Raw genomic sequence first — 13,383 nt, 5'->3', positions numbered from 1 at the left:
CGTCCCGTTGTGCGCCTCAGCGCCGCCGGTGAAGGGGGTTCTAGTGTCACCCGACAAAACCCGCAAGCGCTTTTTTCACGAAAATGCACTTGCGGCGCATTTTCTCTGAAATTTCTCGAAAATTCCACGTTTCAAGGCATCCGCCGCGCGCCCGGCACGGCCAGGATCCGCGTTTGGGCCGATGGCAGGGCTCCGGATCTCGGCTTTGACGCCCGGATCGAGTCGGAATCAGCCCCTTCGCGGGCGAGTCGTCGTGCGCGAGTCTGCTTCCGGACACGTCTGCAGTCGCGAAGCCTGAGCTCCCATCCCTTCACACCTGCGGCCAGTGACACCCGCAGCCCGGCCGCGAGACGACTCCGCCCGCCCCCGAAACCGGCAGGGTGGACGTGTGCAGCTGGCTGTCTGTTCAGGCCCACAGGGGGCGGTCGGCGGAGCCCGCAAGGCCATCGGGCGCGTACCAGCTATATATAATGTGTGGTGAGGGTCTCTCCATCCTGGCGGGACATGCGGGATCCACGGCATCAGCCCCCCGGTCTTGGCCCTTGCAGTTTCAGATTGCGCCGCGTATATGGCCCTTAATAGCGGCGCGTCGGTCTCCACCCCGAACGCTCCACCGGGAAAGAGCAACGGGCCGCGCGCCCGTTTTTTTGTGTTCCGAACACATGGATACCCAGAACCAATGAGTGACATGATCGCCAAAGCCGCCATGGACAAACGTCTGGCAGAGATTCTGACCCCCGTCATCGAGGACATGGGGTTCGAGCTTGTCAGGATTCGCCTCATGGGTGGCAACACTCCGACCCTGCAAATCATGGCAGAACGGCCCGAGGGCGGTATCGAGGTCGACGAATGTGCCAGAATCAGCACCGCCGTCAGCGCCGTGCTCGATGTCGAAGATCCGATTCTGGACGGCTATACGCTGGAAGTGTCGAGCCCCGGCATTGACCGCCCGCTGACCCGGCTCAAGGACTTTGACACGTTCGAAGGCTATGAGGCCAAGATCGAGACGTCAGAGCTTGTTGACGGACGCAAACGCTGGCGGGGCATTCTGGCGGGAATCGAAGACGACGAAGTGCTGATCAATATCGAGGAAGGTACGGTTGGACTCAAGTTCGACTGGCTGGCAGAGGCCAAGCTGGTGCTGACCGACGATCTGATCCGCGAAATGCTGCGCGCCCGCAAGGCCGCCGCCCCGGACCCATCCGTTTTTGACGACATCGAGGCCGAAGACGGCCCGCAGGAGGAGTAAGAGACATGGCGATTACCTCTGCCAACCAGCTTGAGCTGTTGCAAACCGCCGAGGCCGTGGCCCGGGAAAAGATGATCGACCCCGGTCTGGTCGTCGAGGCGATGGAAGAATCGCTCTCGCGTGCCGCCAAATCGCGTTACGGCGCCGAGATGGACATCCGCGTCAAGATCGACCGCAAGACCGGCCGCGCCACCTTTACCCGGGTGCGCACAGTGGTCGAAGACGATCTGCTTGAGAACTATCAGGCCGAATTCACCGTCAAACAGGCCAAGCAGTACATGGCCGATCCCAAGGTCGGTGACGAATTCGTCGAAGAAGTGCCCCCCGTCGACATGGGCCGGATTGCGGCGCAGTCGGCCAAACAGGTCATTCTGCAGAAGGTCCGCGAAGCCGAACGTGACCGGCAGTACGAGGAATTCAAGGACCGCGCCGGCACCATCATCAACGGTCAGGTCAAGCGCGAGGAATACGGCAACGTCATCGTCGACGTCGGCCGGGGCGAAGCCATCCTGCGCCGGAACGAGAAGATCGGTCGCGAAAGCTATCGCCCGAACGACCGCATCCGCTGCTACATCAAGGATGTGCGCCGCGAGGCCCGGGGCCCGCAGATTTTCCTGTCGCGCACCGACCCGCAGTTCATGGCGGAATTGTTCAAGATGGAAGTGCCCGAGATCTACGACGGCATCATCGAGATCAAGGCCGTGGCCCGTGACCCCGGCAGCCGCGCCAAGATCGCCGTCATTTCTTATGACAACTCGATTGATCCCGTCGGTGCCTGCGTCGGCATGCGCGGCAGCCGCGTGCAGGCCGTGGTGAACGAACTCCAGGGTGAAAAGATCGACATCATTCCGTGGAACGAGGACATCCCGACCTTCCTGGTCAACGCGTTGCAGCCGGCCGAAGTGACCAAGGTGGTTCTGGACGAGGATGCCGAACGGATCGAGGTCGTGGTGCCGGACGAGCAGCTGTCGCTGGCCATCGGCCGTCGTGGCCAGAACGTGCGTCTGGCGTCCCAGCTGACCGGTCTGGACATCGACATCATGACCGAGGAAGAGGAATCCAAGCGTCGGCAGAAGGAATTCGAAGAGCGCACGCAGCTGTTCATGGACACGCTGGATCTCGATGAATTCTTTGCCCAGTTGCTGGTGTCCGAAGGGTTCACCAACCTCGAAGAGGTCGCCTATGTCGATCTCGACGAATTGCTGGTGATTGACGGTGTCGACAGCGACACTGCCGCCGAACTGCAGACCCGCGCCAAGGAACAGCTTGAAGAACTGGCCCGCAAGGCGATGGAGCGCGCCCGCGAACTGGGTGTCGAAGACAGCCTGGTTGAATTCGAAGGCCTGACACCCCAGATGCTGGAAGCGCTGGCAGAGGACGGGATCAAGACCCTCGAAGACTTTGCCACCTGTGCGGATTGGGAACTGGCCGGCGGCTGGACCACCGACAACGGCCAGCGTCACAAGGATGACGGCCTGCTGGAGAAATTCGACGTTTCCCTGGAAGAGGCGCAGAACATGGTCATGACGGCCCGGGTTCTGCTGGGCTGGGTCGATCCGACCGAACTCGAGACGCAGACCGAGGCCGAGGATGACGACGCCGAAGTCGATGGTGAAGAGGCCTGATCATGTCCCGAGGTGGTGTGACCAAAGAACTGGACGACGGACCCGAGCGCAAATGTATTGCGACCGGTGAGGTACAGCCCAAGCACGGGCTGATCCGGTTCGTGGTCGGCCCTGACAACCAGATCGTTCCCGACCTCATGGGCAAACTGCCCGGTCGGGGCATCTGGGTTTCGGCGGACAAGGAAGCGCTTGCAAAGGCCGTGAAGAAAGGCCTGTTCGCCCGCGCGGCCAAAAAGCCGGTGACGGTGGATGAAGAAATGCTGAACCAGCTGGAACCGATGCTGGCGCGGCGCGTTGTGGATCTGATAAGCTTGGCGCGTCGCTCCGGCTCTGCTGTTGCGGGCTATGAGCGGGTAAAGGATTGGCTGTCCAAAGAGGAAGCCGAGGTGCTGATCCAGTCCAGTGACGGATCGGAACGTGGCAAGACAAAACTCAGCACGCCGCACTTTGGCAGTTACATAGGCTGGCTCACAGCACAGGAGCTGGGGTTGGCCTTTGGACGACAATCTGTGATACACGCTGCGCTTGGCGCTGGCGGACTCACGAAACGTGTTGTAGAGGAAGCCCAGCGATTGAAGGGCGTACGCATTGGAACTGTCAATGCAAATGTCAGCGGCAGGGGCCGCACAAAAGGATAAGAGAGCTTTATGAGCGATAACGACGGTAAGAAAACTTTGGGTTTGCGCAGTGGCGGTCCCCGGTCGGGGAGCGTAAAGCAGAGCTTTAGCCACGGACGCACCAAGAACGTCGTGGTGGAGACCAAAAAGCCCAAGCGGGTTGTTGTGCCCAAGACGGGTATGGCAAAGCCTGGCGCTGCTCCGGGTGCAGCTAACGCCTCGCCGGGAGTCACGGCAAGACGCCCTGCCGGAATTTCCGATGCCGAAATGGACCGCCGCCTGAAGGCGTTGCAGGCCGCGAAGGCACGCGAAGCGGACGAGATTGCCCAGCGTGAGGCGGATGAGCGTGAGCGCGCGGAAGAGCGTGACCGCCGCCGGGCCGAACAAGAGGCGAAAGAGCGCGAACAGCGCGAGGCCGCCGAAGCCATCAAGGCGAAAGCCGAAGAGGAAGAGCGCAAGGCCCAGGAAGCCGCCGCGGCCGCCAAGGCTGCCGCCGAGCCTGCGTCCTCCGCGCCCACTCCGGCTGCGGGTGCCGATGCCGCCGCACGGGTTTCGGCGTCCAAGCCTGCACCTGCCGCCGCCGGTCCCCGCAAGGCGGAACGCGAGCGCGAAGAGCGTGGCCGTGGTGTGAAAACCCGCGATGATGCCGGTGGACGTCGTGCCGGCAAGCTGACCCTGAACCAGGCACTTTCCGGTGAAGGCGGACGTCAGAAGTCGATGGCCGCCATGAAGCGCAAGCAGGAGCGTGCGCGCCAAAAGGCGATGGGCGGCCAGGTTGCGCGCGAAAAGGTTGTGCGGGACGTTCAGCTTCCCGAGGCGATCGTGGTGTCGGAACTGGCCAATCGCATGGCAGAACGCGTCGGTGACGTTGTAAAATCGCTGATGCAAAGTGGCCTGATGGTGACTCAAAACGAAACCATTGATGCCGATACCGCGGAACTGATCATCGAAGAATTCGGCCACCGCGTGGTGCGCGTGTCGGATGCGGACGTCGAGGACGTCATCACCAAGATCGACGACAACCCCGAGGATCTGCAATCGCGTCCGCCGGTGATCACGATCATGGGCCATGTCGACCACGGCAAGACGTCGCTTCTGGACGCGATCCGCAAGACAAAAGTCGTCTCGGGCGAAGCCGGCGGGATCACGCAGCATATCGGCGCCTACCAGGTCACAACCGATTCTGGCGCTGTGCTGTCGTTCCTCGACACTCCGGGCCACGCCGCCTTTACATCCATGCGCTCGCGCGGTGCTCAGGTGACCGATATCGTCGTGCTGGTGGTTGCCGCGGATGATGCGGTGATGCCGCAGACGATCGAAGCCATTGCCCATGCCAAGGCGGCCAAGGTGCCGATGATCGTCGCGATCAACAAGATCGACAAGCACGACGCGAACCCGACCAAGGTGCGGACCGATCTCCTGCAGCACGAAGTTGTTGTCGAACAGATGTCCGGCGATGTGCAGGATGTCGAAGTGTCGGCACATACCGGTCAGGGCCTGGATCAACTGCTTGAGGCGATTGCGCTTCAGGCCGAGATTCTCGAGCTCAAGGCCAACCCGAATCGTGCGGCCCAGGGCGCCGTGATCGAAGCGCAGCTTGATGTTGGCCGCGGTCCGGTTGCAACGGTTCTGGTTCAGAACGGCACCCTGCGTCAGGGCGACATCTTTGTGGTGGGCGAGCAGTACGGCAAGGTTCGTGCGCTGATCAACGACAAAGGCGAGCGCATCCAGGAAGCCGGTCCTTCTGTTCCGGTCGAAGTTCTGGGTCTGAACGGGACTCCCGAAGCCGGCGATGTACTGAACGTCACCGAAACCGAGGCTCAGGCGCGCGAAATCGCCGAGTATCGTGCCAACTCGGCCAAGGCCAAGCGCGCAGCCGCAGGTGCGGCGACCACGCTGGAACAGCTTATGGCCAAGGCCAAGGACGACGAGAACGTCTCGGAGCTGCCAATTCTGGTCAAGGCGGACGTTCAGGGTTCGGCCGAAGCGATTGTCCAGGCGATGGAGAAGATCGGCAACGATGAGGTCCGCGTCCGCGTGCTGCATTCGGGTGTCGGTGCCATCACCGAAACCGACATCGGTCTGGCCGAAGCCTCTGGTGCACCGGTCTTTGGCTTCAACGTGCGGGCCAATGCCAGCGCGCGGAACACGGCGCATCAAAAGGGTGTGGAAATTCGCTATTACAGCGTGATTTACGATCTCGTGGACGACGTGAAGGCAGCGGCCTCCGGCCTTCTGTCGAACGAAATTCGCGAGAAGTTCATCGGTTACGCGGCGATCAAGGAAGTCTTCAAGGTGTCGCACGTCGGCAAAGTGGCCGGGTGTCTGGTCACCGAAGGCGTCGCCCGCCGCTCGGCCGGTGTTCGTCTGCTGCGTGACAACGTCGTCATTCACGAAGGCACGCTCAAGACGCTCAAGCGGTTCAAGGATGAAGTGCCCGAGGTCCAGTCCGGTCAGGAATGCGGCATGGCCTTCGAAAATTACGAAGATATTCGCCCCGGCGATGTCATCGAGATTTTCGAGCGTGAAGAGGTTGAACGGAACCTCTGATATACTCCACGGGCGCCCGTCGTTGGCGCCCGTTGTGTTCCGACTGAAAAATCCGACCCCTTGGGTCGGATTTTTTGTTTCCGCAGCGCCGCAATCGGGTCATCCGGCGTCAGGCCGCGCAGGCGGTATTCGCGCCTTTGTCCCGTCAATCCGATTGTGGCAGTCCCGTCGATGTCCCAAGCGCCCCTGCAAGGCGCTATCCGGCCGATACGCGACACGCACGGCGCAAGCATGGTTCGTGACCGGGTTGCGGACCTGCCTTGTGCCACGCACCCAGCAACCGGGTGATTCTCGCTGGTCTGTCTGACCGGCGTCTGCTCGCGAAAATACGCCCGACGCGGCGGCGCAACCGTCCCTTCTATCGTCATTCCACACCGCGCTCGCCGGTGCGCTGGGGGGCGTCTCTGCCAGCGGACAAACTGCGACGCCGGATTACAGCGCGCGCTTGCACCCACGCAGACACAGGTCGGGCATATGAATTGCCCGGCCTGCGACGACGCCCCGCCCCTTCGGTCAGACCGGAATGCCGGTAAAGATCTGTTTGCCCACTCGCACACTTATGCGGCCGTCTGGAAGTATTTGCTCCAGAATACCCTGCACGGACACACAACTGCCAAGAATGATTGTTTTCAGCATTTCACTTTCCCCATGTCATCTCTTGATAAGGATTAAGGAGAGTTGGTTAAGATAACCAGAAAAATAGAACCGGGCGGTAATATTTATTCAATTACCCATCCCAATTTGAAATATTCTGCAATGCAGCGAGCGTATGCATTGAGCACCTGGACGATGCAATTATAGCCAGTCACGCAATATCGGAATAAGGGGAATATCGGCCGCTGGCATGGGATAGTCGGAAATGTTCTTTGCGTGCACCCACTTGAGCGATTGATTTTCACGGGGCTGAATGGTCCCGCCCCACTTGCGACATGCAAACAAAGGCATCAGCAAGTGAAAATCGTCATAACTGTGGGACGCGAAAGTCAACGGCGCAAGACAGCTTTGCCAGGTTTCGATTCCAAGCTCTTCGTGCAACTCGCGAATCAACGCTGCCTCGGGGGTTTCGTTCACCTCGACTTTGCCGCCCGGAAACTCCCACAGACCGGCCATCGCCTTCCCGGCCGGTCGTTGTGCCAGCAGCACCCGCCCGTCCCGGTCGATCAAGGCGACAGCCGAAACCACCACAACTTTCACGCCACTAACCCCGGCTCACGAACGATAATCGGCATTGATCGCGATATATCCATGGGTCAGATCACACGTCCAGATCGTGGCCGCCCCGTTGCCCAGCCCAATATCAACGTTGAGGGTAATCTCGGGCTGCTTCATGTGCGCGGCGCCAAGGTCTTCCTTGTATTCCGGCGAGACCCAGCCATTTTCGGCCACCAGTATGTCCCCGAACCGAATGCTGAGCGCGTCGCGATCAGCCGCAGCGCCGGATTTTCCGACGGCCATCACGATGCGGCCCCAGTTCGGATCCTCGCCGGCGAGCGCCGTCTTGACCAGCGGCGAATTCGCGATCGTCAGGGCGTGCGTGCGGGCGTCCGCATCAGTGACGGCGCCGGTCACATTGACCGTGACGAACTTGGTCGCACCTTCGCCGTCCCTGACCACCTGATGGGCGAGATCCAGCATTACCCCATGCAATGCATCGGCAAAGGCGGTGTCCTGCGCGGTGACAGCGACGCCCGACGCTCCGGTCGCGCCCATCAGCAGGGTGTCCGACGTCGAGGTGTCGCTGTCCACGGTGATGCAGTTGAAGGTGCGGTCATTGATGCCGCTTACAAGTGCCTGCAAATCCCCGGCGGGGATCGCGGCATCGGTGAAGAGATAGACAAGCATCGTCGCCATGTCGGGCGCGATCATGCCGGAACCCTTTGCCATGCCGGCAATCCTGACCGTCCCGCCGGGCAGGTCGACCGACGCCATGGCGCCTTTGGGAAAGGTGTCCGTGGTCATGATGGCCTGTGCCGCAGCACCGATGCCGGTTTCGTCCAGACCGGCGACCAGCTCGGCGATCTTGGCAGTGATCCGACCATGCGGCAGCGGTTCGCCGATCACTCCGGTAGAGGATGAGAACACGCGCCCCTCGGGCAGGTTCATGGTCTGGGCCACTGCCGACGTCACGGCGCGGGTCGCGTCGACTCCGTTGCGGCCGGTAAAGGCGTTGGAATTGCCGGAGTTGACGATGATCGCCGCACCGTCATCGGTGTGCGTGCCAATCTTGGCCTGGCAATCCAGCACCGGCGCCGAGCGGGTGGCAGAGCGTGTGAACACGCCCGCCACCGTGGACCCCGGCGCCAGATGTGCCAGCATCACGTCGGTTCGGCCCGCGTAGCGCACCCCCGCCGCGACCGAGGAAAACCGAACCCCCTTGATCACCGGCAGGTCAGGAAAGCTTTCGGGCGCAAGCGGCGAACGGGACGTAATTTTGGCCAAGCTCAGTTCCCCACGAGATCGAGATTTTCGATTACCGACGTGTCGATGTCCTCAGGCGCGATGCGGGTGATGTCAGCTTTCTTCACCAGATCGTTGATCGCCGCCTCTACCGCCTCTTTCTGCAATTGCTCGGTGATCTGATCGCGGACCTCGTCCAGCCCGGGCGCCGTCTTGGCACGCGTGTCGTTCAACCGGATCACATGCCAGCCGAACTGGGTTTCGACCGGCTCCGAGATATCGCCGGGCTGCATCGCCTCAACGGCTTTCTGGAAAGGTTCCACCATCATTCCCGGTCCGAACCAGCCAAGCGCACCGCCGTTGGGACCGGAGGGTCCGGTGGACTTTTCCTTGGCAAGGGTGACGAAATCGGCGCCGCCAGCCAGCTCTTCGGCGATGGCTTTCGCCTCGTCCTCGGTTTCGACCAGAATGTGCGAGGCATCGAATTCCTGCCCCTCTTGTTCCACATTGGCGAAATTGGCGTCGTAGGCGGCCTGGACCGCGGCGTCGTCCGCGGCGTTCGCGGCAATGGCAGTGATCGCTTCCGAGGCCAGCATGGCGCGTCGCTGATTTTCCAGCGCAAGCTTGATGCCCGCTGTTTCCGTGATGCCGTCAGAATTTGCGAGAACGGACTGCTGGATCAGCTGATCCATCACCCCTTCCCACAGCACGGTCGAGGGCAACTGGCTGTATTGCTCGGGAAGGCCCGCGCGCGTGACCAGCATGTGGCCAAGCGTGATTTCCGTCCCGTTTACGGTCGCGACAACGGTGTCGGCGGTAGGGGCATCCTGCGCCGTTGCCGGAAAGGCAAGGCTGATCGCCAGCGCTGCGGCAGACAGTTTCGTAGTGCGATTCGACATTGCTATCGTCCTTCCTTGGCCGCCCGGTGGCCGGGCGACGTTGACACTGCACATGCTGCCCACTACATCGCCTTGAGGCGTCGAGAAGGCCAGCCGTTCCCCTGTTTCATATGGGCTGTGTGCGTGGCGGGCAAGCAGATGCCGCACACGATGATGTCAAACCACGAAAGTGAGACCATGCTGGGTATCGGAAAAATCGCGCGCAAGGTGTTCGGAACGCCGAATGACCGTAAAGTCAAGGCGACGCGCCCGCTGGTCGATCAGATCAACGCGCTGGAACCCGAATTTCAGGCACTGGACGACGCCGGATTGAAGGCCAAGACCGAAGAGTTCCGCAAGCGGATCGAGGGTGGCGAAAGCCTGGACCACATCCTGCCGGAAGCCTTTGCCAACTGCCGCGAAGGCGCGCATCGCGCTCTTGGGCTGCGTGCGTTCGACACCCAGCTGATGGGCGGGATCTTCCTGCATCAGGGCAATATTTCCGAAATGAAGACGGGTGAGGGCAAGACCCTTGTCGCCACCTTCCCGGCGTACCTGAACGCGTTGTCGGGCAAAGGCGTTCATGTGGTCACCGTGAACGACTACCTCGCACGGCGCGACGCCGACTGGATGGGCAAAGTCTTTTCCATGCTCGGCATGACCACCGGCGTGGTCTATCCGCGCCAGCCCGAGGACGAGAAAAAGGCGGCCTACGCCTGCGACATCACCTATGCCACCAACAACGAGCTGGGTTTTGACTATCTGCGCGACAACATGAAGTCCGAACTCAGCCAGATGTACCAGCGCGACCACAACTTTGCGATCGTGGACGAGGTCGACTCGATTCTGATCGACGAGGCGCGCACGCCGCTGATCATTTCCGGCCCGTCCCAGGACCGCTCGGATCTCTACATCAGCATCAACAAGCTGATCCCGGATCTCACCGCAGAGCATTTTACGCTTGATGAAAAGACCCGCAACGTCACCTATACCGACGACGGCAACGAGTTTCTCGAAGATCAGCTGCATGCCCGCGGCCTGCTGCCCGACGGACAGACGCTGTACGACCCGGAATCGACCACGATTGTGCACCACGTCAATCAGGGCCTGCGGGCGCACAAGCTGTTCCAGAAGGACAAGGATTATATCGTCCGTGACGACGAGGTTGTCCTGATTGATGAATTCACCGGTCGGATGATGGCGGGTCGCCGTCTGTCGGACGGGCTGCATCAGGCAATCGAAGCCAAGGAAGGCGTCAAGATCCAGCCCGAGAACGTCACTCTCGCCAGCGTGACCTTCCAGAATTATTTCCGTCTCTATGACAAGCTGGCCGGCATGACGGGTACAGCCACCACCGAGGCCGAGGAATTTTCCGAGATTTACGGACTTGGCGTCGTCGAAGTGCCCACCAACCGACCAATTGCGCGGATTGACGAAGACGACAAGGTCTACCGCACCGCACGCGAAAAGTACGAAGCGATTGTCGAGGAAATCAAGAAGGCTCATGCCAACGGCACGCCTGCACTGGTCGGCACCACCTCGATCGAGAAATCCGAAATGCTGAGTGCCCTGCTGACCAAGGCCGAGCTGCCGCACAACGTTCTGAACGCGCGCCAGCACGAGCAGGAAGCCCAGATCGTCGGTGACGCGGGCAAGCTTGGCGCGATCACCATCGCCACCAACATGGCCGGACGTGGAACCGACATCAAACTTGGCGGCAACGTCGAGCTCAAGGTTCTGGATGCCATCGCCGCCAACCCCGACGCCCATCCCGACGAGATCCGCAAGCAGATCGAAGACGGACATGCGGCCGACGAAAAAGCCGTGATCGACGCCGGCGGCCTGTTCGTGCTGGCCACCGAACGGCACGAATCCCGCCGCATCGACAACCAGCTGCGCGGCCGGTCGGGCCGTCAGGGGGACCCGGGCAAATCCTCGTTTTTCCTGTCGCTCGAAGATGACCTCATGCGTATTTTCGGCTCGGAACGGCTGGACAAGGTGCTGTCGTCGCTGGGCATGAAAGAGGGTGAGGCGATCATACACCCTTGGGTGAACAAGTCGCTGGAACGTGCCCAAGCCAAGGTCGAAGGCCGGAATTTCGACATTCGCAAGCAACTGCTGAAATTCGACGATGTGATGAACGATCAGCGCAAAGTGGTGTTCAGCCAGCGCCGCGAGATCATGGAAGCCGAGGATCTCGGCGAAATCGTTCAGGACATGCGTCATCAGGTCATTGACGACCTTGTGGCTCAGTTCGTCCCGGCCCGCAGCTATGCCGACCAGTGGGACATGCAGGGGCTCTATGCCGCTGTGCTGGAAAACCTCGGGCTGGATCTGCCGATCATCGGCTGGGCCGATGAAGAAGGCGTCGACGGCGATGTGATCCGCGAACGTCTGGAACAAGCCAGCGACAAGCAGATGGCAGAAAAGGCCGAAGCCTTTGGCCCCGATACGATGTCGCAGATCGAAAAGCAGGTGTTGTTGCAGGCGATTGACGGCAAGTGGCGGGAACATCTTCTGACGCTGGAACACCTGCGTTCGGTCGTGGGGTTCCGCGGCTATGCCCAGCGTGATCCGCTGAACGAGTACAAGACCGAGTCGTTTCAGCTGTTCGAATCCATGCTGGACAGCCTGCGCACCGATGTCACGCAGAAGCTCGGTCAGATCCGCCCGATGACCGAAAGCGAACAGCGCGCCCTGGTAGAGCAAATGCGGGCGCAGCAGGCCGAGGCCCGTCGCGTCAACGACGCCGCGGCAGCAGCGTCCGACGTCGCCGCGGCAGAGGCGGCCGGTCCCGCAGTCGCAGAAGCCGAAGCCCTGAACTCCGGGTTTGACGAAACAAATCCGGACAGCTGGGGGGCTCCGGGGCGCAACGACCCCTGCCCCTGCGGCTCTGGCAACAAGTTCAAGCACTGCCACGGCCGTCTGGCCTGATCCTCACCACGCGAGAAGGCGGCTGTCGCCTTCTCGCCGCACTTGGGTAGGGATGACCGGTGTGCCCGCCGCACAAGCGTCAGAATGAGTCCTTCTGCTCGCCGCAGCTTTGCCACCTTCCTGCGTCACAACTGTTCCCGGACTGATAGAGGTTCCGGAGGCACCGATGACACGCGCAAAGACATACATTCTGGGTCTGGGGACATTCGTCTGTGCTCTGACTATTGGCTATATCATGCAATTCGGTTTCGCTCTGCCGCGCACGCAGCCCCAGGCCGACGCGTCCAGAATGATGGTGTCCGAAATCGTCGACACGTCGTCCGTCGGCCTGCCAAGAACGCCCTCGGTGCTGGGAAAGCCCGCGATGCCGGACTCGGCCGCCGTACTGGCGTCTGTCGAAGGCAACCCCAATCTGCCCCTGGCGACAGACGATAGGACGGGTGATCTCACCTGCCCCGTGGACCTCGCCGCCACTGCCACTGCCGGTGCAATGGTCACACTGTCACTCTCCGCCCCCTGCCTTGGCGGCGAGCGTGTCACCGTCCATCACAACGGCCTCATGTTTACCGAAGTGACCGGTAAGGACGGCTCGCTCGAGGTTGTCGTCCCGGCGCTGGCGCAGAAGGCGCTGTTCATTGCCTCTTTCGACAATGGGGACGGTGCGGTTGCTTCTGCCGACGTCACATCCCTTGGCTTTTACGACCGGGTGGCCTTGCAGTGGAAAGGCAACACCGGTTTGCAGCTGCATGCCCGCGAATTTGACGCGCCCTATGGTGGCAGCGGCCACATCTGGAACGCGTCGACCGGAGATTTTGCCAAAACCGCCCGTGGGGAAAGCGGCTTTTTGATCCAGCTCGGCGATGCAGGCAGCCCCGACGCGCTGCTGGCCGAGGTCTACAGCTTTCCTGTCGGAACAACCGAAAGCACCGGCAGCATCGCCCTGAGCATCGAAGCCGAGATCACGGCCGACAACTGCGGCACCGAAGTCGAGGCGCAAAGCCTGGAACTGACCGGCGGCGGCTCCATGCAGGTCCACGATATTTCCCTCGCCGTTCCTGACTGCGACAGCATCGGTGACTTTCTGGTGTTGAAAAAGCCGCTGGAAGACCTGACAATCGCCAGCAACTGACATC

9 protein-coding genes are annotated in these 13,383 nt (G+C 61.2%); 6 read left to right on the top strand and 3 right to left on the bottom strand.

Annotated elements, in window-relative coordinates:
- Positions 1-679 precede the first annotated feature (679 nt).
- Genes rimP through infB form a run of 4 tightly spaced genes read left to right on the top strand, consistent with a single transcriptional unit; the run spans position 680 to position 6,041 of the window.
- Positions 680-1,249, top strand: coding sequence for a ribosome maturation factor RimP (rimP, locus tag FOY53_RS15640; RefSeq protein WP_186766626.1), 570 nt, complete (start codon positions 680-682; stop codon positions 1,247-1,249).
- A gap of 5 nt (positions 1,250-1,254) precedes the next feature.
- Positions 1,255-2,874, top strand: coding sequence for a transcription termination factor NusA (nusA, locus tag FOY53_RS15635; RefSeq protein ID WP_146590525.1), 1,620 nt, complete (start codon positions 1,255-1,257; stop codon positions 2,872-2,874).
- A 2-nt stretch (positions 2,875-2,876) separates the two neighbouring features.
- On the top strand, positions 2,877-3,512 hold the full coding sequence (locus FOY53_RS15630) for an RNA-binding protein (protein ID WP_146590523.1): 636 nt from the start codon (positions 2,877-2,879) through the stop codon (positions 3,510-3,512).
- Between the two features lie 9 nt (positions 3,513-3,521).
- Positions 3,522-6,041 carry a translation initiation factor IF-2 gene (gene infB / locus FOY53_RS15625; RefSeq protein WP_146590521.1) on the top strand — a complete coding sequence of 840 codons (2,520 nt, stop codon included), beginning with the start codon at positions 3,522-3,524 and terminating at the stop codon, positions 6,039-6,041.
- Between the two features lie 795 nt (positions 6,042-6,836).
- On the opposite strand, the gene FOY53_RS15620 is transcribed toward infB, so the two are convergent.
- Genes FOY53_RS15620 through FOY53_RS15610 form a run of 3 tightly spaced genes read right to left on the bottom strand, consistent with a single transcriptional unit; the run spans position 6,837 to position 9,337 of the window.
- Positions 6,837-7,235: a (deoxy)nucleoside triphosphate pyrophosphohydrolase gene (locus FOY53_RS15620; RefSeq protein ID WP_146590519.1), complete on the bottom strand. Its 399-nt coding sequence runs from the start codon at positions 7,233-7,235 to the stop codon at positions 6,837-6,839.
- 15 nt (positions 7,236-7,250) lie between these two features.
- Entirely contained in the window at positions 7,251-8,480 is a 1,230-nt protein-coding gene (argJ, locus tag FOY53_RS15615) for a bifunctional glutamate N-acetyltransferase/amino-acid acetyltransferase ArgJ (protein ID WP_146590516.1), read from the bottom strand.
- 2 nt (positions 8,481-8,482) lie between these two features.
- A complete protein-coding gene (locus FOY53_RS15610) occupies positions 8,483-9,337 on the bottom strand; it encodes a peptidylprolyl isomerase (RefSeq protein ID WP_146590515.1) in 855 nt (284 codons plus the stop codon).
- Positions 9,338-9,514: 177 nt separating this feature from the next.
- Here FOY53_RS15610 and secA point away from each other — a divergent pair, with 177 nt between their 5' ends.
- A complete protein-coding gene (secA, locus tag FOY53_RS15605; RefSeq protein ID WP_146590513.1) occupies positions 9,515-12,250 on the top strand; it encodes a preprotein translocase subunit SecA in 2,736 nt (911 codons plus the stop codon).
- Positions 12,251-12,416: 166 nt separating this feature from the next.
- Positions 12,417-13,379: a translocase gene (locus FOY53_RS15600; protein WP_146590510.1), complete on the top strand. Its 963-nt coding sequence runs from the start codon at positions 12,417-12,419 to the stop codon at positions 13,377-13,379.
- Positions 13,380-13,383 lie beyond the last annotated feature (4 nt).

It is taken from the genome of Puniceibacterium confluentis (genome assembly GCF_007923445.1).
GTDB lineage: Bacteria > Pseudomonadota > Alphaproteobacteria > Rhodobacterales > Rhodobacteraceae > Puniceibacterium > Puniceibacterium confluentis.
Note: the sequence above shows the minus strand (reverse complement) of the source record. Positions and strands in the feature narration are given on the sequence as shown.

Excerpts from the sequence above, each read along its gene's own strand:
- rimP (WP_186766626.1), top strand. The coding sequence starts at position 680 with ATGAGTGACATGATCGCCAAAGCCGCCATGGACAAACGTCTGGCAGAG.
- nusA (WP_146590525.1), top strand. The coding sequence starts at position 1,255 with ATGGCGATTACCTCTGCCAACCAGCTTGAGCTGTTGCAAACCGCCGAG.
- FOY53_RS15630 (WP_146590523.1), top strand. The coding sequence starts at position 2,877 with ATGTCCCGAGGTGGTGTGACCAAAGAACTGGACGACGGACCCGAGCGC.
- infB (WP_146590521.1), top strand. The coding sequence starts at position 3,522 with ATGAGCGATAACGACGGTAAGAAAACTTTGGGTTTGCGCAGTGGCGGT.
- FOY53_RS15610 (WP_146590515.1), bottom strand. The coding sequence starts at position 9,337 with ATGTCGAATCGCACTACGAAACTGTCTGCCGCAGCGCTGGCGATCAGC.
- secA (WP_146590513.1), top strand. The coding sequence starts at position 9,515 with ATGCTGGGTATCGGAAAAATCGCGCGCAAGGTGTTCGGAACGCCGAAT.
- FOY53_RS15600 (WP_146590510.1), top strand. The coding sequence starts at position 12,417 with ATGACACGCGCAAAGACATACATTCTGGGTCTGGGGACATTCGTCTGT.